This window comes from Cytobacillus sp. BC1816 (assembly GCF_051353635.1).
Classification (GTDB): Bacteria; Bacillota; Bacilli; order Bacillales; family Cytobacillaceae; genus Cytobacillus; species Cytobacillus oceanisediminis_C.
The window spans coordinates 4000132-4025528 of record NZ_CP195611.1 but is presented as its reverse complement, the minus strand read 5'-3'; the positions used below and the strand labels follow the sequence as shown (position 1 = coordinate 4025528).

Sequence of the window (25397 nt, the reverse complement as noted above, 5' to 3'; positions counted from 1 at the left end):
CAAGGGGGAATCCCTTGCTTATTTAATTTGATAAAAGGATGCTGATCATGGAAATCATTTATTGGACACTGATCATTCTGTTATTTATTATCGCTTTTGCGGGCCTGGTTTTTCCGATTATTCCAAGTGTGCTGTTTTTGATGGGCGGTTTTATCCTGTATGGAATTCTTTTTTCTTTCGAACCTTTTAACTGGCTTTTCTGGACGATACAGGTGCTATTTGTCCTGCTGCTATTTGGTGCAGACTACGTAGCAAATATGATTGGGGTAAAAAAGTATGGCGGATCAAAAGCGGGTATCTGGGGAAGCACAATCGGCCTGCTGGCAGGTCCATTTGTCATCCCTGTATTGGGAATATTAATTGGGCCTTTTTTGGGAGCATTCATTGCTGAACTCGCAGTAAATAAGGCCAGCTTCAATGATGCATTGAAGATCGGTTTCGGATCGGTAATAGGCTTTGTCAGCAGTGCAGCAGCCAAAGCGGTGATACAAGGGGTAATGATTATTTATTTTCTATTTGCAGTCCTTTGATGGCCCGCTCGAATGTTTGAATTTAATGGAATAATAAAAACAAATTAGGATATTGTATATATGTAGCAAAGCATTTTGTTTGAAACAAAAAACCAACTTTGGTAATCTTAAACTAAAGACCTTAGAAACATTCTAAAATCAGAATTTTATAAATGATTGGAGTGTTTCAGAGGGCTTACTAAAACAGATACATAGGGAGGAATTTTATTATGGCTTTCGAATTACCGCAATTACCTTACGCTTATGATGCATTGGAGCCAAACATCGACAAAGAAACGATGAATATTCATCATACAAAGCATCACAATACTTATGTAACCAACCTTAACAATGCTTTAGAAGGAAACGAAGAGCTTCTTTCTAAAACTGTTGAAGAAGTTATTTCTAACCTGGATGCCGTACCAGAAGCTGCTCGCACTGCAGTACGAAATAACGGCGGCGGCCATGCAAACCATTCTCTATTCTGGCAGATCATTTCTCCAAATGGCGGTGGCGAGCCTACAGGTGAATTAGCAGACGCTATCAGCAGCAAATTCGGAAGCTATGACAGCTTCAAAGAAGAATTTGCTAAAGCAGCTACAACTCGCTTCGGTTCTGGATGGGCTTGGCTGGCAGTAAACAATGGCGAATTGGAAGTTACAAGCACACCTAACCAGGATTCTCCTTTAATGGAAGGCAAGACTCCAATCCTTGGCCTTGATGTCTGGGAGCATGCTTATTACTTAAAATATCAAAACCGCCGTCCTGAATACATCAATTCTTTCTGGAATGTTGTTAACTGGGATGAGGTTTCTAAGCGTTACAGCGCTGCAAAATAAAATGAAACAGCACGGCAGATTACATCTGCCGTGTTTTTTTGCTTTAAATTAAATTGAATTTCCGGAGGCTTTCCCCTAATTTCTAAATCATTGCATAACCGAACTGTCTTTGTAGGAGACTACCCTTAGAACCAAAGGGGAGTTTTTTTATGAGCAGATTTAAAAAACTGATCGGTGATGTCGATTTAACCAAAGACTTAACATTGCTATTATTTATAGGGGGGCTTTATTCTTTAAGTGCTGCCCTTTCAAACACATTTGTTAATATTTATCTCTGGAAGCAGTCTGGTGAGTTCAGCGATCTGGCTTTATATAACCTGGCCATTGTAGTGCTTCAGCCTTTGACGTTTATCCTGGCAGGGAGATGGGCGAAAAAAATTGACCGTGTCATTGTGCTGAGAATCGGCGTGATTTTTTTGGCTCTATTTTATCTGACAGTGCTTTTCATTGGAACGAATGCCTCAAAATTTCTATTGCTTCTTGGGGCTCTGCTGGGGGTCGGGTATGGTTTCTACTGGCTTGCATTCAATGTTCTTACTTTTGAAATAACTGAGCCGGAGAATCGCGATTTCTTTAATGGCTTCCTTGGAATACTAACATCCGTTGGGGGTATGATCGGACCGATAGCAGCGGGTTTCATTATTTCAAGGATGGAAAAGTTCACGGGCTATTCCGTTATCTTCGGCATCTCCCTGACCCTTTTTTCAATAGCCGTATTTTTAAGCTTTTTTCTTAAAAGGAGGCCAGCTGACGGAAGGTATTTGTTTGGAAGAATCCTTGCAGAACGTAAAAACAGCCTGAACTGGCGTATGATTACTAATGCCCATTTTTTTCAGGGACTCAGAGAGGGAACCTTTATTTTTGTCATATCAGTTTATGTTTTTATTTCAACTGGCAGTGAATTGGCTCTTGGTACATACGGACTGGTCAACTCAAGTATATCTTTTTTGGGGTATTTTCTTGTATCAAGGCTTTTAAAGAAAGAGTATCGGAAAAGGGCCATTCTTATTGGCGGGTTATTACTGTATGGTGCCATATTCTTTATCGTCTTTGAGGTTACGTATCAAAAGCTGCTGATGTATGCAGCCACTATTGCTATTGCGTATCCTCTCCTGCTAGTGCCTTATATCTCATTAACATATGATGTCATTGGCAGAGGCTGGAAGGCTGCAGAGATGAGAATTGAGTATATCGTAGTAAGGGAAATCTTCTTAAATGCAGGACGTATAGTATCCATTTTAGGTTTTTTAGCTGTGGTATCTTTTTTCAATGAAGAAAAAAGCATCCCTATTCTTCTCTTAATCATTGGGGCCGGACATTCGGTTATATATTTCTTCGTCAGGAAAATACAATTTCAGTCTGCATGAGAGAGGGGAAATCCTCTCTCTTTTTTTACCAGTAAAAATATCTCTGTCGAAAAAGGGTTCTTTATAGAATTTATTGTTATTTTCTTTTAGAATGGGATTATGAGACTTTTTTAAAGGAAGTGTGCTTAATTTTGAATAGGAAAAAAAAGAAGAAGACCCATGTTCCTTTCCGTCTGAATATGCTCTTCTTTGCTGTGTTTTTATTGTTTTCCATGCTGATCCTCAGGCTTGGAATGGTTCAGATAGTATATGGTGATGATTATAAGCGAGAGATTGAAAGAACGGAAGATGTTACAGTCAACAGCCCGGTGCCGAGAGGAAAGATGTTTGACAGAAATGGCCAGGTGATTGTCGATAATACTCCGCAAAATGCCATTACATTTACTAATAATGGATACAAGCAGGACGAAATGCTTGAGGTGGCAGAAAGGCTGGCCAAGCTCATACACAAAGACACCGAAAAAGTTCAGGAACGCGATAAGAAAGATTACTGGATTATGAAAAATCCAGAAGAGGCTGAAAAAAAGATCTCAAAAAAAGACAAGGAAAAGTTTGAAAAAAAGTATGAAGGCGACCAGAAAGAATTGGACAAAGCCATCTATCAGCTCACATTGGATCGAATTACAGAAGATGAATTAAGCGAATTGACAAAAGATGATCTAGAAGTACTTGCCATCTACAGAGAGTTTACAAGCGGATACGCATTAACACCGCAAATTGTCAAAAATAAAGAAGTCACTCCTGAGGAATTCGCAGTTGTCAGTGAAAATCTTCAAATACTTCAGGGGGTGGATACAACAACCGACTGGGAAAGGTATTACGCCTTCGGGGATACATTGAAATCAGTGCTGGGTAATGTGACAAGCTCTGATGAAGGGCTGCCGGCTGAACAGCTTGAATACTATATGGCCCGTGATTACAGCCGTAATGACCGTGTTGGAAAGAGTTATATTGAGATGCAATACGAAGAAGTGCTTCACGGCCAAAAGGCAAAAGTGAAAAATGTTACAGATAAAGCCGGGAATGTCCTTGAAACTGTACCCATCACTGATGGACAAAGAGGAAAGGACCTTGTGCTGAGCATTGATATGGATCTTCAGAAGGAAGTAGAGAAAATCATTGAAGAGGAATTGCGTGAAGCCAAGGCATCAGCTGGGACTGCATTATTGGACAGAGCATACGTAGTGCTGATGGATCCTCATACCGGAGAGGTTCTTTCAATGGCTGGCAAAAAGATTGTGAAGGATAAAGAGACAGGCCAATCAGTCATGCAGGACGATGCATTGGGCAATATCACTACTACTTATAATGTGGGTTCTGCTGTGAAGGGTGCTACAATTCTTACCGGATATAAGACGGGCGCCATTAACCCAGGAACCGTTTTTTATGATAGGCCTCTAAAAATTAAAGGCACACCTGTAAAAAAATCCTGGAGAAATTTTGGTCCTTTAAATGATATTAATGCGCTTAAATTTTCTTCCAACGTTTATATGTTTGAAACTGTCATCAATATAGGCGGCGGAAAATATGAGTATGAGCAGCCGTTGCGGATAAATGAAAAAGCTTTTAGTACTGTAAGGGATTCCTTCGCTCAATTCGGGCTTGGGGTACGGACAGGAATTGATTTGCCGAATGAGCAAACGGGCTTTAAAGGAATGAGTACATTGCCAGGTTTCATGCTTGACCTTTCGATTGGCCAGTATGATACTTATTCCAACATGCAGCTTGCCCAATATGTTTCGGTCATAGCCAATGGCGGAAACAGAATGGAGCCTCATATAGTAAAGGAAATCCGCGAGCCATTGATGGAAAATAATGAACTTGGTCCTATTGTCCAGGAAATGGAGCCGAAAGTCCTTAATCGGGTAGAACTTGAAGATGGCTGGATGGACCGTGTCCAAGAAGGCTTCCGCAAAGTCATGCAGGAAAAAGGCGGAACAGCTTACGGTTTGTTTGGCAATAAGGACTATAAGCCCGCAGGAAAAACCGGTACTGCCGAGGCATTTTATGATGGACCGGAACGAAGCAAGTTTGGCAAAGAGCCGCCAGAAGTGATGAACCTTAGTCTTGTAAGCTATGCGCCGTCTGAAAACCCCGAGGTTGCTATGGCAGTTTTAGTTCCATGGGCTTACCAGGGAAGCGTAGACCACGGTGCCAATAAAGAAATTGGACAGCGAGTCCTGGACGCTTATTTTGATCTTAAAAAGGAACGTCATAAAAAGGGCGATGATGCTAAAGAATCTGTTCAAAAAGTGGAAAATATAGATGAAGTACTTGAAGGGCAGGAAGATGCCCGTAAAGAAGATGAATGAGTCTCCCTTGATGGGAGGCTTTTTTTTTATACCCGCTTTCTTTTACTGAACTTAATATATTCCCCAACTGCCGACAAATTTACACAAATATCGCCTACATTTACAAAAGCTTTACATTCGGTTAAAACCGGGTTAATAGTCAACCCTTATTCTAAACACGTAGGACAAAACAACCAAATTTCTTAGGGGGAATTCAGGAATGAAACGTCTTAAAAAAATGAGCCTATTACTAATGCTGTCAGCTGTAATGGCATTCACTGCAGCATGCGGAGGCGATGAAGGCACTAGTGCAAATGGAGATAAAAGTGAAGAGTTAGAAGGCAGTGTGGTTATAGACGGTTCTGGTACAGTTTATCCATTCATGGCCCGCATGGCTGAGAATTATATGGGAGAACAGGAAAATGTATCAGTTGAAGTAAGCCGTTCCGGAACATCAGCTGGCTTTAAGAAATTCCTTGCAGAAGACGGAACAGATTTTAATGATGCTTCCCGCCAAATCAAAGATGAAGAGAAAGCTTCAGCTGAAGATCTTGGCATTGATGTACAGGAAATGAAGGTTGCTTTGGATGGCATCACGATTGTAATAAATAAGGAAAATGACTGGGCTGCTGAACTTACTCAGCAAGAAGTTATCGATATTTTCCTTGCCAGCGCTGGAAAGAAAAAATGGTCAGATGTTCGCCCTGACTTCCCGGATGAAGAAATTCAAACCTATGGCCCGAATGAAAACCATGGCACTTATGAATTTATGTTTGAAAATATCCTAGAAGAACAGGACCTTCCTGAAAATATCAACTTACAGCAGGACTACTCAACTTTAGTTGATCTTGTCTCAAAAGATAAAAACGCCATCGGTTTCTTTGGCTACGGATACTATGACAGCAACAAAGATAAATTGACTGCAGTAAAAGTAGACTTTGGCAACGGACCTGTTGAGCCATCATTAGATACAATCAAAGAAGACGGAGATTATGCTCCATTTACTCGACCGGTATTCACATACTTGAATACAAATATGGCTAAAGAAAAGCCTCAAGTGCTTGATTATGCTATCTATACAATGGAAAATGCACAGGATGTTGCAGCAGAAACTGGATTTGCGCCATTATCCGATGAAGATATCCAGGCTTCTCTAGATGCTTTGAACGGATTGAAGTAAGTGATTGAAAGTATTGTCATGGGAAGATGAGAAGTTTGCCTTCTCATCTTCTTGTGATGATACTTGTTTTTTCCTTTGTAGTATGAGCTAAAGAGTACTTCTTTGGATGAGAAGGCTGAAAGGGGTTTTACACTTGGCAAAAAGTGCTGTTCAACACGATAACAAAAAGCTGAATGTACGTGAAATCATTCAACAAAAGAAAAAATCTCGAAGTGTTAATAATTACACTGAAAAATTAATACCAAAAATTTTATTCGGCATAGCCGCAATATCAGTTTTCACTACTATTGGTATTGTACTTACCTTAATAACGGAAACAATCGCCTTTTTTAAAGACGTTCCTTTTATAGATTTCTTTACAGGCACTGAATTAAAGCCTTTAGGAGAAAATGCTGTTTTTGGTGTACTTCCCTTACTGACGGGAACAATCATTTCCACACTAATCGCCATGCTTGTTGCGATTCCGGTGGGACTGATGACAGCGATATTTTTAAGTGAATACGCATCTGAAAAAACAAGAAAGGCATTAAAGCCTCTTCTTGAAATCCTGGCAGGTATCCCTACTATTGTCTATGGATTTTTTGCTTTTACATTTGTAACACCTTTACTGAGATCCTTTATTCCAGGACTTGAACCTACGAATATTTTGAGCCCTGGGATTGTAATGGGAATTATGATTATTCCGATGGTAGCGTCACTTTCAGAAGATGCGATGAGTTCTGTGCCAAATGCAATGAGGGAAGGTGCCCTTGCATTAGGTGCCACTAAGCTGGAAGTAACCTGGAAGGTAGTTGTTCCGGCAGCTATTTCAGGTATCATTGCTTCTTTTGTGCTCGGTATATCAAGAGCAATCGGGGAGACGATGATCGTTACCATTGCAAGCGGAAGTTCAAAGAACTTTACATTTGACGTAACACAGTCCATGCAGACCATGACTGCTTATATCGTGGAAGTTACAGGTGGGGAAGCGGCAGCTGGAACAACATTATATTATAGTCTTTATGCTGTTGCTATGACCTTGTTTGTGTTTACGCTGATTATGAACCTGCTCGCTCAGTATATCTCTCGCAAGTTCAGGGAGGAATATTAATATGAAATATGTGGATTCAGAACAAGTGCATAAAAAGATGGGCAGCCGCCTGCTAGCCAATAACCTTGCTAAAACACTCTTCTTTATGGCCACTTTATTTGGCCTTGTCGTATTAATTGTTTTGATCTATCGGGTTCTTGCTGATGGTTTAGGCTGGATCAACATGGATTTTCTGATGAATCGTTTATCGACGGATCCTGAAAGAGCCGGTATCTGGGGAGCAATAACAGGAACACTATGGCTGATGCTTGTTGTTGCACCTGTCACGATGATTTTAGGAGTAGGCACAGCAATTTATCTTGAAGAATATGCAGCTAAGGGACGCATTTCTTCATTTATTAAAACGAATATCTCCAACCTGGCGGGCGTTCCGTCAGTTGTATTTGGAATCCTTGGTTTAACTGTTTTTGCAAGAGCAATGGATTTGGGTTCTGTAGTTCTGGCAGGAGGTCTTACGATGGCACTGCTGGTTCTTCCTGTTGTAGTAGTTGCAAGCCAGGAAGCCATTCGTGCAGTTCCTCAATTCTTAAGAGAAGCCTCTTACGGTATGGGTGCGACAAAGTGGCAAACTATTAAAAATGTGGTCCTTCCCGCAGCTCTGCCGGGAATTCTTACGGGTGTTATTCTTGCACTGTCCCGGGCAATCGGGGAAACAGCGCCATTGGTTGTTATCGGTATTCCGGCATTGTTAATTCCCGTTCCTGATGGAATTTTTGATAAATTTACGATTTTGCCGGTTCAGATTTATTATTGGACAATTGACTCTGCTCTTGTTGCAGAATATGCCAACCTGGCAGCAGCAACGATCGTTATATTATTGATTGTATTGTTTGCGATGAATTCAATCGCTATTTTAATCCGCAATAAATTCCAAAAAAGATATTAGTCTGGGAGGTTTAATAAAATGCCTGTAGTTACAGAAAAAGCCAATCTGAATACTAAAACAGCTAATCTAGTCCAAAAAGCAAAAGAGAATAAAAAAGTTGTTTATCATACAAAAGATCTTAACCTTTGGTACGGGGAAGGCCATGCGTTAAAAAATATAAATCTGGCCATTAATGAAAATGAAGTAACGGCCATTATCGGACCATCCGGATGTGGAAAGTCCACATATATCAAAACCCTGAACCGCATGGTCGAGCTTGTTCCTTCTGTGAAGATTTCCGGTGAAATTTTATACCGCGAGCGTAATATTCTTGATAAATCATTTAAAGTGGAGGATTTAAGAACAAGTGTAGGAATGGTTTTCCAAAAGCCTAATCCTTTTCCAAAGTCCATTTATGAAAATGTGGCATATGGACCGAAAATACACGGAATCCGTGATAAAAAAACCCTGGATGAAATTGTTGAAAAAAGCTTAAGGGGAGCGGCAATCTGGGATGAAGTAAAGGATCGCCTGAACCAGAATGCGTACGGCTTATCAGGCGGGCAGCAGCAGCGTCTTTGCATTGCACGCTGTCTTGCAATTGAACCGGATGTCATTTTAATGGATGAACCTACTTCTGCACTTGACCCCATTTCCACTTTAAAGGTAGAGGAGCTGGTGCAGGAGCTTAAGGAAGAATTCAGCATCATCATCGTTACGCATAATATGCAGCAGGCAGCCCGTATTTCTGATAAAACAGCTTTCTTTTTAAATGGTGAAGTAATCGAGTTTGCCGAAACTGATAAGATTTTCTCCACTCCTTCAGATAAGCGAACTGAAGATTATATCACAGGAAGATTCGGTTAATTATTGTGTGCAGGTTTTATGAAAGAATAGAATCATTCTTGAATGGATGAAGGGGGATTACCATGATGGCAGTACGTGAAAGGTTTGAATATGATCTGCAGGAGCTTCAAAAGAAACTGATTGAAATTGGCAATTTTGCAGTAGAGGCCCTGCATAGATCGGTTGAAGCGCTTGAAACACAAAATATAGAATTGGCACTAGAGATCATTGATGACGATAATCAGGCTGATATTTTATATGAGGAAATAAATGATTTAGCCATTCTGCTAATTGCCAAACAGCAGCCTGTGGCCATTGACCTTCGCCGCATCATTGTCGCTATAAAAATCGCAACGGACATTGAACGGATTGCTGACTTTGGAGTGAATATTGCAAAGTCTACCATACGGATTGGATCAGAGCCTCTTATTAAGCCGATTGAACATATAAAAGAAATGTACGAAATTTCTACAGAAATGCTGCGTCTATCCCTGGAGGCTTTCACTGATGAAGATATTGCAAAGGCAAAAAAAGTTGCTGATATGGATGATCAGGTAGACGACCTATATGGTGAAACAATTAAAGAGCTGCTGCAGATCAACCTGCAGAAACCGGAATATCTTCCTCAGATCACTCAGCTGTCTTTTGTTTGCCGATATTTAGAAAGAGCAGCTGATCATGTTACCAATATCTCAGAACATATTTTTTACCTGGTTAAAGGGCGTCAGTATGATTTGAATAATTAAACAAGAAAGCAGAAGCGCCTTGCCGCGCTGGAGCTAGACAGTAAAAAGGCTAAAAGGATTCAGCTCCTTTTAGCTTTTTGTTATGATTTTTGCGATTTCTTTATAGCTCATATCAGTGGTCAGTTCAAATGTGCCCTGTTGTATTTTTTTGCTGTATCCGTATTCTTCAAGGTAAATGCCAAAATCTGCTGCCTGATCGATTACATTTGCCTTTTCAAGCTGTGCTGCGATTTCCCCAGGTGTCATGCCGCTCTCAATTGTAAGCTGATAGAATTCCTGTGAACCTTCTTCCGGCTTCGTATTTTTTTCAGCAGGTTCTTCTTTTTCTTCCGTATTCTTATTTGCCGGATCCTCGGCTTTAGTCTGCTGCAATAGAGTATATTCTTCGTCTGTCATAACAGTATAGCCGTTTGCCTGAAGAAACTCTTTCGCGCTGTTATCATCAATTTTTCTATATTCAGACTGCTTCGGTTTTATGAAAAAATAGGGTGTACCGAAGGCTATGACAGCCGTAAGGATGCCAAATGCAAATGCCCGGGTATTTCTTTTATTCATGGCCATGACCTCTAAATTTCATTTCTGTTTGAATAGTCCTTACTTCATCAGGAGAGAGTGATGATTGTCTGGCAATTTGATCTACTGACAATCCTTGTCTGGTAAGCAGCATCACCTGATTTTTTATAATTTCGTGAACTTCCCTTTTCACTAAGGAATGAGCAGAAGAGTCTGCAGGAACGTGCTGAATAAAGGGTTCTTCAGCCACCAGCAGTTCTTCTTCCAATACTTTTAATTTCTTTTTAATCTGATACATTTCCTGAATCTGCTGCATGGACATTTGGTCCATTTCTTCTCGCAGCTCTTTATAAGGATCTTTCAAGAACACTGAAAGAATAAATAGCCCTATAGAAAAGATCAATAATGCCAGGATGATTGATTCCAAAAAAAGTCACCTCATATTCATTGAACAGAAATATTTTACCATCAAAATTGACAAATTTCGATATGTAATCCATAAACAGGTGAAAATTAAAGATATTTGTCGCTGGAGCTCTGTCGAAAAAGCTTCCCGGCAAACTTTGAAAAAATTTTTTCTGATTTATATTCAAGCAGGCATGTGCATTCGCAAGAAGCGACAATTTCCGTTCATTGTAGGCTATCCATATCAGTGATAACATTGAGTTATATAAATAGTCATAAAATTTTGCTTTTTGACATATATATCCCTTTTTTAATGGCTTATGAAACTAAATCCAAGAGGTGCCGGGTATGATCGATGAAATTATTAAGCTTCGCCGCAGGGGGCTTTCATTTCGCAAAATTGCCAGTGAGCTTGAGACAACAGTAGGAAAAGTGCAATACCAATGGACCAAACTTATCCAAAATAAAGCAAAACACGACAGCGAGGAGTCTGCCGAGAATAATTTGACAGCTGAAGAAAATGCCGTTCCCAAACAGCCGAAAGATCAATTGATATTATCACGATTAACATCTGATAAGGTAAAAGTACTATGGAAATTATCTAATCATAAGGAGAAAATGGCTTCACGTTATTTACACGAGCCTGTCACTTCCATGAGAAAATCTTTAAGAATCTATGATGTTAGCGGGATTAATTTTCATGGCGCCAATGCGGTCTCTGATCATGAAGTAATCCTGTCCCATCAATCAGAATGGATCTTCAAAGGGCTCAAACCTGGCAAGGTGTATTGTGTAGAGCTGGGCATAAAATTGACAGAAACTCATTTCTTCCCATTTCTTCGCTCAGAAGCAATTCATACTTCTGAGGAAATGCTTTATCAATCATCCGGAAATGGCGAAGCTGAGAGGCAGCCTGCTGAATGGACTGTGAATGTGAGTACATACACTTATTATGAATCAATGAGTGAAGGAGAAGGTAAAGAATGATGGAAACGGCAACTGCTGAGCGAAATAAAAGTAACTGCCATAAAGGTTTACCTAAGATCCTCCTCCTTACGTGGGAATATCCTCCACATGTTGTAGGAGGCCTATCAAGACATGTACATGGGCTCGCAGGAGGCTTGAAACAGGATTATGAAGTCCATATTCTGACAGCTAATCCGGGGGGTCTTTCCAGTTCTGAACTTAAAGATGGTATCTATATACACCGGGTTAAGCCGCTTAATGAAAAAGATCCTAACTTTTTGCATTGGATATTAGGATTGAATTTGGCGATGGAGCAAAAGGCCAATGAACTGTCATCCTTCCACCACTTCAAGCTCATCCACGCACATGACTGGCTTGTAGGAGCATGCGGCCTGTCACTAAAGGAGAGTTTACAGTGTCCTCTAATAACGACTATACATGCAACCGAATATGGAAGAAATAATGGGATTTACACAGAATTGCAGAAGTTTATCCATAGAAAAGAAGAACAGCTGATACTAGGGTCAGATCAGGTTATTGTCTGCAGTGACTATATGAAGGAAGAAGTACTTCAGCAATTTGCTGTCGAAAGCGAAAAAATGTCTGTTATCGCAAACGGAATCAGCAAAGAAACCCTGCTTGATGACCCTGACTCTTTATTGGAGGGGCTTCAGGTGAAACCAGGAGGAAGGCTGATATTTTCGATTGGGAGGATGGTCAGAGAAAAAGGGTTTGATACCTTAATTGAGGCAGCGCCTATTATTAAAGAAAAGCACCCGGATACTTATTTGATTATAGCCGGCAAAGGACCTATGCTTGAAGCGCACAGAAAAAGAGCGAAAGAACTGAATGTTGACGATGTAATTCATTTTCCGGGATTTATTAATGATATGCAGAGAGTAGCTCTCTTTATGAAGTGTGAGTTCGCTGTTTTTCCAAGTCATTATGAGCCATTTGGCATTGTTGCCCTTGAAGCAATGATTGCCGGAAAACCGGCGATAGTATCGAACACGGGCGGGCTAAAGGGGATAGTAAAACATGGATTTTCCGGCTTGTTCATGACCCCTGGAGATCCTGGCAGTTTCGCAGAGCAGGCATCCGCTCTCCTTGAAGATCCCAAAGCAGCCCTTACAATTGGCAGACAAGGTCAAAGGGTCGCAGAAAGCCTATTCAGCTGGGGACGCATTGCGGAGGAAACCAAAAGAGTATTCCAAGAAACCCTAATTAGCCAGAAGCTTGAAGACCTTGTTTAAAGCTTTTGCAGTATTAGCAGTTTTAAACCACTAAGCATTGAGTTGATTGCAGCTGAGGGCCTTAATCCTAGAAAATGCATTAGCATTTTCTTCGAGCGCTGTTGATTCCCGGGAAGAGTAATCAATGTCTTAGGGGAGGATATGGAGCGGAGACCCTGCAGACAGAGCCGAGGAGGCTCTCGTTCCTCCCCGCGGAAACCAAGTGACCCGTGCTGAAATCTACGGGTAAAATATAAGTACAAACCTTTTATTAAAATTCTTAAAAAATATAAAGAAAAAGGTGCATGAAGATGAATACATTAAATTGGATTCAATCTGATTTTTATGAAGAAATGGAGAAAGCGCCGATTGGGAAATTGAAGATGATTCCGGGTTTATGGATAGACGGGAAAACTTTCTGGATGGAGAACGGAAGTAAAGAGGTATTTCCTGATGAGAAAATTTCTGTCCAAATTAAGACAGAAAAAATACACTCGAAAATTTCATATTTTAAAAGCTATATCACTAACCATGTGGACGAGCCCAGAATGATTAAGCTCTTATTGCAGCACAGACATGAGTATTCATCCCGTGAACATCTTTCGTTCATTTCTCCCGCAGAGAATGTCATCTTTCATTTGGCTGATTCCAAGCTGTTTTTGGTTAATGGCCAGCTAAACGGCAAAAAGATGGAAGAGTGTACAATTCAGCCTTATTGGAACGTATACAGTGACCAAATTTGGAACTGCAGAAAGAAAGGAACATTGAAATACCACCCTATGGTCCAGGGAAATGCAATAAGCGTCTTCTCGCTTAGTGCAGTATTCAATGGCAGAGGGACAATTGAAGGGGAATCATGGATTATTAAAGGGGACAGCAAATCAGAAATCCTTCAATATAACAACCTGCTAATAGGCAGGGTTAAAGAGGATACTTTTAAAAAAACGTACTAGCATTTCGATTTAAAAAGTGATATTATAGAAAAGTCGTATGAACGAACTAGTTTGAACATAGTTTGGAGGGAAATTACATGCGTGTAAACATTACGTTAGCTTGCACAGAATGTGGAGATCGTAACTATATTTCTAAAAAAAATAAACGAAATAATCCAGATCGTCTTGAGCTTAAAAAATATTGCCCAAGAGATAAGCGTTCGACTACACATCGTGAAACAAAATAAGCGGTAGGATCATTCCTACTGCTTTTTTTGTTGACTTTTTTCATGGGTATACTTCCCTTTTTTGGATAAATTATTGAGGGGAATTGCATATGTCATCTTCTGTTGGAGGGTTTGATATGAAAATGGATAAAAAGACGCTTAGAAAGCAAATGCTGGATAGAATGAAGGAATTGAGCAAACCTGAGTATGAACAGCTATCCTATGAAATTGCCAGCAGCCTTTATAGCAGTCCTTTATGGCTTCAGGCTAAAACGATAGGAATAACGGTTTCAAAGCCGCCTGAGGCGGATACGTGGCAGATTATCAGAAAAGCATGGGAAGATGGAAAGAGGGTTGCTGTCCCGAAGTGCATTCCTAAAGCAAAGCAAATGGTGTTCCGTGAACTGAAAAGCTTCAGGGAATTGGAGTCTGTGTACTATGGATTATGGGAGCCAAATCCAGAAAAGACAGATGAAGTTCGCAGTGAGGAAATCGAAACTTTAATCGTACCCGGGCTGGCATACATGAAGAATGGCTTCCGCCTGGGGTTTGGAGGAGGCTATTATGATCGTTTTCTCGAGCAATATAAAGGAAGAACCGTTTCACTGGCTTTTGAACTGCAGGTCATAACCGGCTTTCAAGTGGAAAACCATGACAAGCCGGTGGAAATGATTATTACCGAACAGCAGGTTTGGGCATCCGGCAATGCTTGAATCTATTGTTATTTTAATATTGATCACAGCGCTATCTGGATATTATTTCCGATTACTGACCTTTTCAGGCAGTATAGCCGCATTCATTGTGGGTGCTGCAACAGGATGGGGATTTGGTTTTTACGGTCTCCTTGTGCTGGGGTTCTTTTTTGGGAGCTCAAGCTTTTGGTCAAAATTTAAAAGCCCTAGAAAAGAGACATTAGAAAATAAGCATGCAAAAGGGTCAAGAAGGGATTGGCAGCAGGTGGCAGCAAATGGAGGAATAGCAGCTATTGCCAGTATATTCCATCTTTTGATACCATCACCGGTTTGGCTGTTAGCATTTCTAATTGGCCTGGCTGCAGCGAACTCGGACACCTGGGCATCAGAAATTGGCTCATTAAGTCGAAAACCTCCCATTTCGTTAAGGACCTGGAAGCCAGTAGAGACTGGAACTTCAGGTGCTGTCAGCATTCTGGGCACAATTGCAGCTTTGTCAGGTTCTTTTACTATAGCTCTTCAGTCATTTATGTTGTTCAGCGTTTCACTTTATGAAGGTTTGCTGATTGGGATCTTTGGATTTGCGGGAAATCTGATTGATTCCATATTAGGTGCTTTTTTTCAGGCTGAATACAAGTGCCTGGTGTGCAAAGAAAATGTTGAAAAAACCGAACATTGCGGGCAGCCTGCCTTTTTGGTAAAAGGCAGGCGTTTTGCAGATAATGACTTTGTTAATTTTTGTTCAGGTTTAGCTTCTGCCACGGTGGGAATGCTTCTATATATTCTATTAACATAGAGGGACTAAGTGGTTGCGGTTCCTTACCTTAAAGTGAAAAGGGGAGTTGTAATGAAAAGTCGGGTGAACAGAGTCGTGCTTATTGGAACTGGCTTTGTGGGCTCAAGCTATGCCTTTGCACTATTAAATCAGGGTGTTACAGAGGAAATGGTTCTGATTGATTTAAATAAGGATAAATCTGAAGGAGATGCGATGGACTTGAATCATGGCATGCCATTTGCTCCTTCCCCAACATCGATCTGGTTTGGAGATTATTCCGATTGCAAAGAGGCTGATTTGGTTGTCATAACTGCTGGAGCAAATCAAAAGCCTGGAGAGACTCGTCTGGATCTTGTGGAAAAAAATGCAAAAATCTTTAAAGGCATTGTGAATCATGTTATGGACAGCGGTTTTGATGGCATTTTCCTGGTTGCGACAAATCCAGTAGATATTCTCACCTATGCTGTCTGGAAATTCTCCGGACTGCCAAAAGATAGAGTAATCGGATCCGGAACGATTTTGGATACGGCCAGATTCAGGTTTCTGCTTGGAGAGTATTTCAAAGTCGATACGCGTAATGTTCATGCATATATTATAGGTGAACACGGGGATACTGAATTGCCTGTATGGAGCCATGCTGATATTGCAGGGAAAAACATTGATGACTGGATAAGAAAAGAAGAGAATTTTAGGAAGGAAGATCTTAATTCGATATTCCTCAATGTCAGAGATGCCGCTTATCAGATTATTGAGCGAAAAGGGGCGACTTATTATGGAATAGCCATGGGGCTGGTCAGGCTGACGAAAGCCATCCTTCAGAACGAGAATTCGGTCCTTACGGTCTCAGCTTACTTAGATGGAGAGTATGGTCATGATGATGTTTACATTGGGGTACCTGCTATAGTCAATAGAAATGGCATTCGTGACATTGTTGAACTTGACTTAAACAGCGAAGAGAAAGATCAGTTTTCCCAATCAGTAAATGTTCTCAAGAAAACGCTTGAACCAATAAGGAAGGATTAGCCAGCTTGCATTGGGCGGCGGATTTTATTTTGTTCTGAAGCATGGATAAAAATTATTTCCTCTTCTCACAATAAGGAAGAGGAGGGATTTTTAATGTCTCGATTACTATCCATATTTATGATAGGGCTTGGCACTTATTTTGCCTATCATAACCGTTATCGATTGATTAATGTTATTTTTGGGAACGTCTTTTTGCGTAAACTGCTAGTCACTTCAATAATGAGTTTTCCGCTTGTCCGCGACAGGATGATGAGCTCTGTTTTCTCTTCTGGGCCATCGGAAGGGCGGCAATAAAGAAGTAAAAAGACCGTAATGGTCTTTTTATTTTGGATAAATATTTAGGTGCTTTTTCTTTTACAAAAGGTTTCCTTTTTGCCTATAGTTAGATAAGTATTTTAATTCATTGCAACATATAGAGAGTGGGGGAAGAATTGGCCGTTCAAGAGGATTATTTATTTTGGAAACTTGCGGATTATTTCATATCTGATCAGGGGTACAGAATGATTCAGCTATCTGGAGATCATGATGAATTATGGCTTGAAAAGATGGAGCATAAAACGATTAAGGCAATCAGGCTCTTAAAATATAATCTTGACTGGAGCAATTGGATGCAGCGGGATATTGAGGTTACTGCCCAAAAAGCAGAATCTGTGAGGAAGCAGCTTGGCAATAGGGAGATGCCGGTATTAAATATCTATGTCTCTTCGTACCTGCCTGTAGATGACTATGAATTCCGCATCAGAGTCCCCTTCATGCCTGAAAATGCGAAAGCCTCTGTCCAAACCCTAATAATTGAGCCTGGAAAACCGGATAGCCTAAGTGCTGTTGAGGCCATTTTTGAAAAGCCGTTAACGCTTCTGTCCGGAAATTATACGGAGATGGATGTTGATTCACTGAAACATGCTGCTCTTTCTAAAGCAGTAAAAACAGCAAAGAAAGAAAAGGAAATGTTTAATTTTGGGAAGCCCCTTTTTACGTATATATTCATTTTTATTCAAGTTGCTGTTTTTTTAGTTTTGGAAGCAATGGGCGGGAGCACGGATACATCGACTTTAATTAGGTATGGAGCTAAATTTAACCCATTAATTCTTGATGGGGAATGGTGGAGATTTTTGACCCCGATTGTTCTTCATATTGGGCTGCTGCATTTATTAATGAATACACTTGCCTTATTTTATCTTGGTTCGGCAGTAGAACGCGTCTATGGAAATATAAGGTTCCTGTTTATCTATTTGGCAGCTGGTTTTGGCGGGACATTAGCCAGTTTCATTTTTAGCCCTACCCTTTCAGCTGGGGCAAGCGGAGCTATTTTTGGCTGCTTTGGAGCACTTTTATATTTTGGGCTCATTTATCCAAGCCTTTTCTTCCGAACAATAGGATTTAATATACTTGTCGTATTGGGAATCAACCTTGCATTTGGGTTTACCATTCCAGGAATTGATAACGCAGGCCATATCGGCGGGCTGATTGGCGGATTTCTTGCTACTGGCATTGTGCATTTTCCCAAGAAGAAACGGCCATTGCTCCAGTTCCTGTTTTTAGCAGCATCATTCTGTCTGGCGGCTGGATTGTTGAAATATGGTTTTAATGATCCTGGAAGGCTTTTAAATGAACAGACTGCAATAGTGATGGCCCAGGAACATATTAGTGCTGAAGAGTATGAAAAGGCTCGTTCAATGCTTGCTGATTTTGTTAACGAAGGGAATGCCTCTCCAGAGGCTTATTTTCTGTTATCATATGCGGAAATAAAAGCGGGACAACTGGAGGAAGCAAAAGAACATCTTCTCCATGTCGTTAAGGAAGAAGGTTCTTTCCACGAAGCACATTATAATCTGGCACTGATCTATTTAGAAGAAGATAACACGAAAAAAGCAAGGCATCATGCTCAAATAGCCGCTGGTCTTAAACCGGAACAGAAAGAGTATCAAAAGCTATTAAACCAAATAGAATAGAGTACAGCTAATATTATACTGAATATTCAGCTTACTACCCGGGAAATAATTCTTCATTTCCGGCTAATTTTCATGAATCATGCCAATCATTGGTATGATTTTTTTTTTGCATGTCTATGATGTTGAATAGTATGCAAGGAAAAGAATGGAACAGAATGCTGAGGTGGGATTTTGGAGAAAGTCAGAAGAGAGCCTGTAAAGGTTTCGCTGAAAGAAAATATAGAATATCTTAGAGATGCACTTGGAGTAGAAAAAAGCTTTGATGTGATTCAGCTGGATGTTGAATATGCAGAAAGGGAAATGGCTCTATATCTTGTAGATGGCTTTGTAAAAGATGATATATTGCACTATTTGATGAAAATGCTTGCTGGATTGGATGCCGGCCAGCTGGAAGGGGATACACTTTCCCGGCTAATAAAAACGTATATACCCTATGTAGAGGTTGAAACCTCTGATGATCTGGATAAAGTTGTGGATACGGTGCTGGCTGGCCCAACTGCATTGGTCGTGGATGGTGTCGATGAAGTGATTCTCATTGATGCACGTACATATCCCGTGAGAGGACCACAGGAGCCTGATATCGAACGTGTTGTCCGCGGTTCAAGGGATGGTTTTGTAGAAACACTCGTCTTTAATACGGCTTTAACAAGGAGAAGAATTAGAGACCGGACACTTCGCATGGAATATATGCAAGTGGGAAGACGTTCTAAAACAGATATTGTTGTCAGTTATATTGAAGACATTGCCGATCCTGAAATGGTCAAAAAAATAAAGGAATCAATTTCTAAGATTGACACTGATGGATTGCCAATGGCCGAAAAATCAATAGAGGAATTCATTTCTGGCCGGCATTGGAATCCATATCCAATGGTGAGATATACCGAAAGGCCTGATACAGCTGCAACCCATCTTTATGAAGGGCATGTCTGCATCATCGTTGATGGTTCACCCAGTGTGATCATAACACCGACAACCTTCTGGCATCACCTGCAGCATGCTGAGGAATACCGAAATAAGCCTCTTGTGGGTGCTTATTTGCGATTTGTCCGATTTTTGGCTGTCTGGGCTTCCATTTTTCTTTTGCCTTTATGGTACTTATTTGCAATACAGCCACAGCTATTGCCTGATGCATTATCATATATTGGACCGAATGAAACAGGACAGCTGCCATTAGTCATTCAGTTTCTTATGATAGAGCTCGGTTTGGATATGCTGAGGATGGCTGCGATCCATACTCCATCCGCGCTGGCTACTGCACTCGGACTGGTGGCTGCCCTTATGATTGGACAGGTAGCTGTTGAAGTTGGATTGTTCATAAATGAAGTAATTCTTTATTTAGCAATAGCAGCAATTGGAACATTTTCAACACCAAGCTATGAAATGAGCCTGGCCAACAGGCTGATAAGAATCGCTCTGTTGATTTCAACCAGTATTTTCCATACCTATGGTTATGTAGCCGGCATCCTGCTGCTGATAATCATGCTGGCTAGAATGAAGTCTTTTGGAGTGCCATACCTGTGGCCATTCATCCCTTTTAATCTGAGAGCATTCAGGGATGTATTGCTCAGGTCGCCAATACCATTAAAGAACAGGCGGCCGCGTTTCCTGCATCCAAAAGATCCGGATCGCTAAATGTAAAAATCCCTCAATGGCTGCTGTGCCTGGAAGGGATTTTTTACATTAGTCCAGGAATCTTACTTCAGGAAGCTTGTCCATCTTGAGAAGGGTAGAAATTTAGATTATACTTTATGGTGGTATAAACTTATCGAAAAAGCAGAGGTACAGAATGAAAACCATTTATGATATACAGCAATTCCTGAAGAAATATGGGACAATCATCTACATAGGGGATCGTGAAGCTGATTTGGAGCTTATGGCTGCCGAATTAAAAGAGCTATATGATTCTCAGCTTATTGATGTGAAAGATTACCAGAGCAGCATCTTGATTTTACGGACTGAAATTCAGAATCTTAAAGAGAAAAATAGACAGAAAAGGTGATGGAGTTTGGCAGAAAAATGGCTGGTTGGGGTAGATTTAGGCGGAACAACTACAAAACTTGCTTTTATCAACTACTATGGGGAAATCATTCATAAATGGGAAATTCCCACTGACAATAGTGAAGAAGGAAAAAATATTACCATAAATATAGCTAAAGCCATCGATCATAAATTGGAGGAACTGGATTTAAGCAAGGATAAAATCCTCGGTATTGGCATGGGTGCCCCAGGTCCTGTAAATCTGGCAACAGGTGTTGTATATAACACTGTTAATTTGGGCTGGAAAGATAATTACCCTCTGAAGGATTTGCTTGAAGTGGAAACATCGCTTTCAGTCATTATTGATAATGATGCTAACTGCGCTGCTCTGGGCGAAATGTGGAAGGGAGCAGGAAATGGCGCTAAAGATCTTGTATGTGTCACACTTGGCACAGGTGTCGGCGGCGGCGTAATTGCCAACGGAGATATTGTGCAGGGAGTCAGCGGAGCTGCTGGTGAGATTGGCCACATTACTTCCGTTCCTTTTGGCGGGGCTCAGTGCAATTGCGGAAAAACGGGCTGTCTTGAAACAATAGCATCAGCTACAGGCATTGTCCGGCAGGCTCTTGAAAACCTAAAATCGGGTGGAGAAGGGGGCCTTTCCAATTTATATAAGGAGAATGGATTTATCACAGCAAAAGATGTTTTCGATTCAGCAAGGAATGGGGATGAAGCATCTCTTCTGGTAGTCAATGAAACAGCTATGCATCTGGGACTGGCATTGGCAAACATTGCAAATACCTTAAATCCGGAAAAAATAGTATTAGGCGGAGGAGTGTCCAAAGCAGGGGATGTACTGCTGAAGCCTGTTATTGAAAACTTCCTTAAATTTGCGTTTCCAGGAGTGAAGGAATCCACCGTCATTGATATTGCAAAATTGGGCAATGACGCCGGCGTAATTGGAGCAGCCTGGCTTGCTAAAAATAAATAAATTGAAAAAAAAGTGCCTGATTGCGTGCAGGTGCTTTTTTCTTTACCCTAAAACTGCGAGAGCCTTTAGACACTGCCGATACGGATTTCATATTTTACACAGGTAAACAGTCATCTTTTTTTCTTTTTCTCATAAAATTAAAATGATGGAAAGGGGGAGAAAGATGAAAGTCAAAGTCCGGTCCGGTGACTCCATCTGGTATTACAGTCAGCTCTTTATGGTTCCAATCAATCTCATTGCTGATTCCAATCCCGGCGTTAATCCTGTATCGCTGCAGATAGGCCAGGAAATTAATATTCCCGGCTTTACACGGCAAAATTATACGGTAAGACCAGGAGACACCTTTTGGAAGCTGAGTTCTTCCCGAAACCTCTCTGTAGATGCTCTTCTCCTGGTTAATCAATCCCTTAACCCAAATAGTCTGGTCCCTGGTACAGCCATAAATCTGCCAAGGCGGGTAATAACTCCAATTGTATCAGGCAGGAGAAATTATGATTACAAAGCTTTAACAGCTGATATTACCATGCTGTCGGATATTTATCCGTTCATAAAGGTAAATACAATTGGCAAAAGTGTCCTTGGGAAGCCAATTCAGGAGATACGTCTGGGAAAAGGGAATAAGAAAGTGCAAATTAATGCATCCTTTCATGCAAATGAATGGATTACAACCCCTATATTAATGGCTTTGCTGAACAGCTTTCTCTTATCCATTACAAATGTCCGGCCGATAAGAGGGGTGTCAACCATGCCTTTATATAATTCAGTTGACCTTTCCATAGTTCCAATGGTGAATCCTGATGGAGTAGATCTTGTCTTGAATGGGCCACCTCCAGAACTCAGGGAAGAAGTGATTGCCATAAATAGGGGAAGCACTGATTTCACAGGCTGGAAGGCAAATATTAGGGGTGTAGATTTAAATAATCAGTATCCTGCTAAATGGGATTTTGAGAAAGAGAGAACTGAACAAAATGCTCCGGCACCAAGAGATTATCTTGGGGAAGCCCCATTAACGGAACCAGAAGCTATAGCAATGGCAGAACTGGCAAAAGATAATCAATTCGATCGAATGCTTGCCTTTCATACACAAGGAGCTGAATTTTATTGGGGATTCGAGGGATTGGAGCCGCCGGAATCACAGGTACTCGCACTTGAGTTCGAGCGTGTCAGCGGGTATAAAGCAGTTCAATATATTGATAGTTTTGCGGGTTATAAGGATTGGTTCATACAGGACTTCCGGAGACCGGGATTCACCATTGAACTTGGAAGAGGCGTCAATCCGCTGCCCCTGTCACAATATGATGATATTTATGAAGAAGTGCTGGGCATTTTTCTTGCATCGCTTTATATGTGAAAAATTAACCTTGAATATGTTTCTTTATTGTATTTTAATTAAACAGACATTAAAATAACTATCATACTAACTTCATAAGCCAATAGTTCTATGGTAACCAGCCGCTTTTCCAAATCGAAGACGGAAAAACGGCTTTTTCCTATTAAACACATTAATTCTATTATTTTTGAAACATTTTCATGCTGTTTACGTACTTATATTTAGGGAGAAAAGGAGGTGCGGATTTGTTGGACACACAATCTACATATATAGGGAAGTTTCTTTTTTTATTTTTTATTATGATGGTTTCCCTATTTTTAATAACCGGCTGTGAACAGCCGGAAAAAGCAGAGATGCAGCAGAAGAAGAATCAAGAAACAGAAACCTCTGAACCGTCCGCACCACCTGACAATGCTGAAAATAAGAGCGTTAAGCCTATACAGATTAAAGAAGGGGAATTTCAGGGAGCAAATGGCTGGCTCAGCGATGATAAAATTGTTTACACTGTAAATGAGGGAACAGCTTCCAGGGTTTTTTCTTATAACCTTTTTTCAGGCGATCAAAATCTTCTCTATGAAAGTTCGCATCCGATTGCGTCCGTAACGGTCAGTCCAACTGGGAAATACATTCTGATTCGAACATCACCTGGAACTTATGAAGGAACTTTAACCGCTATAAAAGCAAATGGGAAAGTTGTTTGGCAGAAAAATATTTCAGGCTTTGACTTTGCTGTTGAGTGGAACCCTTATCATGAAGAATCATTATTAATTGCTTCATTTACTGAGGACTGGGATTTTACTTCCTATTATATCGACATCGCAAAAGGAACATTAGAAGAATTAAACCTAAGGGAGCCTTTTGCCAAATGGGGGGATTCAAATCATCTTTACTTCCTTGATTGGGACAATGAAAACCCGTCACTTTTTGCACCGCTGGTTAAACAATCTATTGATGGAAATAATGAAACCATGGTTAAGGCAGACATTTTTCAATTCGATGCTGCCAAAGACAGGCTAATGACCATCACTGTGCCGGCAGATCAGTCAGACCAGGCTATGTATACTTTTATGGATAAGGATTTCAGAAAGTTATCTTCAATCTCGGTACCTCATTTGACAAGGTTTTCGGATTGGCTGGTACCGTATTATGACTGGACTCCTCAGGGCATCATAACTTTTCAGCCATTGTACAGCACTGAAAGTGATATGTATGCAGGGGGATTTCAGCTTATATCCGTTGACAGTGAAACAGGAGATAAGGAAGTGCTTCTGGAGGACATGGAAAATGCGCCGCTCAGCTGCTCACCCAATGGGACAGCCTGTTTAGCGGGTTTTTATCTCGAAAAATTAATAATGCCTGACAGAAGAGAGATCTTTGGGTTAGTAGAACATAACGATAAATCAAGTTAGATAGAGGGGTAAGATATGGCTATTGCAGACGTTACTGTTATTCCAATTGGAACGGAAACTCCGAGTGTCAGCAGTTATGTGGCAGACATTCAGCGTGTATTAAAAAAATATGAAGAAAGCGGAAAAATCCGATTTCAGCTGACACCCATGAATACCATTATTGAAGGGGAGCTTCCTGATTTGTTTGAGGTCATCCAGGCAATGCATGAAGTCCCTTTTGAAAAAGGCCTAATGAGGGTGGCGACCAATATCCGCATTGATGACAGACGTGATGTCAAAAGGAAAATGGAAGAAAAGGTAAGAAGGGTTGAAAGCCAGTTAAATCGCTAAAATAAAAGGGCTCCCCATTGAGGGAAGCCCTTTTATTTTTTTAAAAGTCAAGCTCCAAGTGCCGTCTGCTAATGCTTAGCGGGCACGTTGCGCTTTCCTTAGTGAACAGCAGGATATCCACTATTAATTATGGTCATTACAGAGAACCATCCGAAAACGGCAAGTGTTCCTACAGCAAAAACCAAGCCAAGGAAGTTCTTGTTTTTTAGTGCGCTAAACGCACCAAAAGCTGCAAGAACTGCGACTAATGCAAAAATGATTGGTAGTCCCATTAAAACAGCCCCCTTTAATTTCGTGATCAGCAGGCAAAAAGCCATATCAAAATCATTCTTCAGGTTATATACCCATTATGTAAAACCCAAGTATATACATTCGTCCTTTATTTTATATTTTTTTCTTCTATTTGTCGAGGTCTAAAAATGACACTTGTATGTCATATGCTTCAGCAATGCCGATTATTAAATCCTTTAGGTGAAGTTCTGAAAAATAAACCAATGGCACTTCCTCTTCTTTTGCCGTAAAGACCAAATGTTCCTGAAATTGATAGACAGCCATCCGGATATCTTCCGCAATTCCCCCGGTTATAGTAAAGGCGCTAAGGAACTCAGTGAACAAGCAGAATCCGCTGTCTGTTTCTAAGGCAAAGTCATCAAAAGTTTCTCCCTTTACACCAGATTTTATGTACCAGAGGGTAAAAAACTCTTCGAAAAGCCCGGCTTCGGCAAGTACACTTCTTGTAAATTCTGCATGAGCCATCTGCTCAAACAGAAAGGTGCTCTGCTGAAAATCGAACAGTTCGGTCTCTCTTTTTATTAGATTCATGAATTCGGGCACATCTTGAATAATATAGCTGGCTTCAACGCCAAATAGGATTTTCATCTTATTCTCCTTTGCAGATTTAAGGCATTCT

At 40.7% G+C, this 25397-nt stretch carries 28 protein-coding genes; 24 read left to right on the top strand and 4 right to left on the bottom strand.

Annotated elements, in window-relative coordinates:
• Window positions 1-47: 47 nt before the first annotated feature.
• The 9 genes from ACR42H_RS20535 to phoU all read left to right on the top strand — a co-directional run bounded on the left by ACR42H_RS20535 (window position 48) and on the right by phoU (window position 9733).
• On the top strand, window positions 48-530 hold the full coding sequence (locus tag ACR42H_RS20535) for a DUF456 domain-containing protein (protein ID WP_436372959.1): 483 nt from the start codon (window positions 48-50) through the stop codon (window positions 528-530).
• A gap of 209 nt (window positions 531-739) precedes the next feature.
• The gene (locus ACR42H_RS20530) at window positions 740-1348 is read left to right on the top strand and encodes a superoxide dismutase (protein ID WP_113882824.1); all 609 of its coding nucleotides are present in this window, start codon (window positions 740-742) and stop codon (window positions 1346-1348) included.
• 149 nt (window positions 1349-1497) lie between these two features.
• The gene (locus ACR42H_RS20525; protein ID WP_113882825.1) at window positions 1498-2715 is read left to right on the top strand and encodes an MFS transporter; all 1218 of its coding nucleotides are present in this window, start codon (window positions 1498-1500) and stop codon (window positions 2713-2715) included.
• 131 nt (window positions 2716-2846) lie between these two features.
• A complete protein-coding gene (locus ACR42H_RS20520) occupies window positions 2847-5027 on the top strand; it encodes a peptidoglycan D,D-transpeptidase FtsI family protein (RefSeq protein WP_436372954.1) in 2181 nt (726 codons plus the stop codon).
• A 199-nt stretch (window positions 5028-5226) separates the two neighbouring features.
• Window positions 5227-6186 carry a PstS family phosphate ABC transporter substrate-binding protein gene (locus ACR42H_RS20515; protein WP_113882827.1) on the top strand — a complete coding sequence of 320 codons (960 nt, stop codon included), beginning with the start codon at window positions 5227-5229 and terminating at the stop codon, window positions 6184-6186.
• Between the two features lie 133 nt (window positions 6187-6319).
• Window positions 6320-7276 carry a phosphate ABC transporter permease subunit PstC gene (pstC, locus tag ACR42H_RS20510; protein WP_009332963.1) on the top strand — a complete coding sequence of 319 codons (957 nt, stop codon included), beginning with the start codon at window positions 6320-6322 and terminating at the stop codon, window positions 7274-7276.
• 1 nt (window position 7277) lies between these two features.
• A complete protein-coding gene (gene pstA / locus ACR42H_RS20505; protein ID WP_436372951.1) occupies window positions 7278-8162 on the top strand; it encodes a phosphate ABC transporter permease PstA in 885 nt (294 codons plus the stop codon).
• Window positions 8163-8207: 45 nt separating this feature from the next.
• Window positions 8208-9008, top strand: coding sequence for a phosphate ABC transporter ATP-binding protein PstB (pstB, locus tag ACR42H_RS20500; protein WP_181782312.1), 801 nt, complete (start codon window positions 8208-8210; stop codon window positions 9006-9008).
• Window positions 9009-9073: 65 nt separating this feature from the next.
• Window positions 9074-9733, top strand: coding sequence for a phosphate signaling complex protein PhoU (gene phoU / locus ACR42H_RS20495; RefSeq protein WP_436377036.1), 660 nt, complete (start codon window positions 9074-9076; stop codon window positions 9731-9733).
• Window positions 9734-9802: 69 nt separating this feature from the next.
• On the opposite strand, the gene ACR42H_RS20490 is transcribed toward phoU, so the two are convergent.
• Both ACR42H_RS20490 and ACR42H_RS20485 read right to left on the bottom strand, forming a co-directional pair.
• On the bottom strand, window positions 9803-10288 hold the full coding sequence (locus ACR42H_RS20490) for an endolytic transglycosylase MltG (RefSeq protein WP_436372948.1): 486 nt from the start codon (window positions 10286-10288) through the stop codon (window positions 9803-9805).
• Entirely contained in the window at window positions 10281-10673 is a 393-nt protein-coding gene (locus ACR42H_RS20485; protein WP_243856046.1) for a hypothetical protein, read from the bottom strand. Before ACR42H_RS20485 ends, ACR42H_RS20490 begins: the two co-directional genes overlap by 8 nt.
• Window positions 10674-10999: 326 nt before the next feature.
• On the opposite strand from ACR42H_RS20485, the gene ACR42H_RS20480 reads away from it, so the two are divergent.
• The 15 genes from ACR42H_RS20480 (at window position 11000) to ACR42H_RS20410 (ending at window position 24487) form a co-directional block, all read left to right on the top strand.
• On the top strand, window positions 11000-11638 hold the full coding sequence (locus ACR42H_RS20480; RefSeq protein ID WP_436372945.1) for a DUF4912 domain-containing protein: 639 nt from the start codon (window positions 11000-11002) through the stop codon (window positions 11636-11638).
• Window positions 11635-12870: a glycosyltransferase family 4 protein gene (locus ACR42H_RS20475; protein WP_436372942.1), complete on the top strand. Its 1236-nt coding sequence runs from the start codon at window positions 11635-11637 to the stop codon at window positions 12868-12870. The genes ACR42H_RS20480 and ACR42H_RS20475 overlap by 4 nt, the downstream gene beginning before the upstream one ends.
• A 290-nt stretch (window positions 12871-13160) precedes the next feature.
• A complete protein-coding gene (locus ACR42H_RS20470; protein WP_113882834.1) occupies window positions 13161-13802 on the top strand; it encodes a hypothetical protein in 642 nt (213 codons plus the stop codon).
• Between the two features lie 77 nt (window positions 13803-13879).
• Window positions 13880-14029, top strand: coding sequence for a 50S ribosomal protein L33 (gene rpmG, locus ACR42H_RS20465; protein WP_009332954.1), 150 nt, complete (start codon window positions 13880-13882; stop codon window positions 14027-14029).
• Window positions 14030-14145: 116 nt separating this feature from the next.
• Complete coding sequence (locus tag ACR42H_RS20460) at window positions 14146-14721, top strand: 5-formyltetrahydrofolate cyclo-ligase (protein WP_436372937.1); 576 nt, start codon at window positions 14146-14148, stop codon at window positions 14719-14721.
• Window positions 14714-15496 (top strand): DUF92 domain-containing protein, encoded by a 783-nt coding sequence (locus ACR42H_RS20455; RefSeq protein WP_436372934.1) that lies wholly within the window; start codon window positions 14714-14716, stop codon window positions 15494-15496. The genes ACR42H_RS20460 and ACR42H_RS20455 overlap by 8 nt, the downstream gene beginning before the upstream one ends.
• 51 nt (window positions 15497-15547) lie before the next feature.
• Window positions 15548-16498 carry an L-lactate dehydrogenase gene (locus ACR42H_RS20450; RefSeq protein WP_436372931.1) on the top strand — a complete coding sequence of 317 codons (951 nt, stop codon included), beginning with the start codon at window positions 15548-15550 and terminating at the stop codon, window positions 16496-16498.
• 93 nt (window positions 16499-16591) lie between these two features.
• On the top strand, window positions 16592-16792 hold the full coding sequence (locus ACR42H_RS20445; protein WP_113882837.1) for a hypothetical protein: 201 nt from the start codon (window positions 16592-16594) through the stop codon (window positions 16790-16792).
• A 137-nt stretch (window positions 16793-16929) separates the two neighbouring features.
• Window positions 16930-18450, top strand: a complete 1521-nt coding sequence (locus ACR42H_RS20440; RefSeq protein WP_436377034.1) for a rhomboid family intramembrane serine protease — start codon at window positions 16930-16932, stop codon at window positions 18448-18450.
• 171 nt (window positions 18451-18621) lie between these two features.
• Window positions 18622-20082 (top strand): spore germination protein, encoded by a 1461-nt coding sequence (locus ACR42H_RS20435; RefSeq protein ID WP_113882839.1) that lies wholly within the window; start codon window positions 18622-18624, stop codon window positions 20080-20082.
• A 154-nt stretch (window positions 20083-20236) separates the two neighbouring features.
• A complete protein-coding gene (locus ACR42H_RS20430) occupies window positions 20237-20449 on the top strand; it encodes a YqgQ family protein (RefSeq protein WP_113882840.1) in 213 nt (70 codons plus the stop codon).
• A 6-nt stretch (window positions 20450-20455) separates the two neighbouring features.
• Window positions 20456-21418 carry an ROK family glucokinase gene (locus ACR42H_RS20425; protein ID WP_436372927.1) on the top strand — a complete coding sequence of 321 codons (963 nt, stop codon included), beginning with the start codon at window positions 20456-20458 and terminating at the stop codon, window positions 21416-21418.
• A 163-nt stretch (window positions 21419-21581) separates the two neighbouring features.
• On the top strand, window positions 21582-22769 hold the full coding sequence (locus tag ACR42H_RS20420) for a M14 family metallopeptidase (RefSeq protein WP_113882842.1): 1188 nt from the start codon (window positions 21582-21584) through the stop codon (window positions 22767-22769).
• A 278-nt stretch (window positions 22770-23047) separates the two neighbouring features.
• On the top strand, window positions 23048-24157 hold the full coding sequence (locus ACR42H_RS20415) for a hypothetical protein (RefSeq protein WP_436372923.1): 1110 nt from the start codon (window positions 23048-23050) through the stop codon (window positions 24155-24157).
• Between the two features lie 15 nt (window positions 24158-24172).
• Window positions 24173-24487, top strand: coding sequence for an MTH1187 family thiamine-binding protein (locus ACR42H_RS20410; protein WP_113882843.1), 315 nt, complete (start codon window positions 24173-24175; stop codon window positions 24485-24487).
• A 98-nt stretch (window positions 24488-24585) separates the two neighbouring features.
• Here the strand turns inward: ACR42H_RS20410 and ACR42H_RS20405 are convergent, their stop codons facing one another.
• Both ACR42H_RS20405 and ACR42H_RS20400 read right to left on the bottom strand, forming a co-directional pair.
• Complete coding sequence (locus ACR42H_RS20405) at window positions 24586-24759, bottom strand: DUF2759 domain-containing protein (protein ID WP_009332942.1); 174 nt, start codon at window positions 24757-24759, stop codon at window positions 24586-24588.
• A 127-nt stretch (window positions 24760-24886) separates the two neighbouring features.
• On the bottom strand, window positions 24887-25366 hold the full coding sequence (locus ACR42H_RS20400; RefSeq protein ID WP_436372919.1) for a hypothetical protein: 480 nt from the start codon (window positions 25364-25366) through the stop codon (window positions 24887-24889).
• Between the last annotated feature and the right edge of the window lie 31 nt (window positions 25367-25397).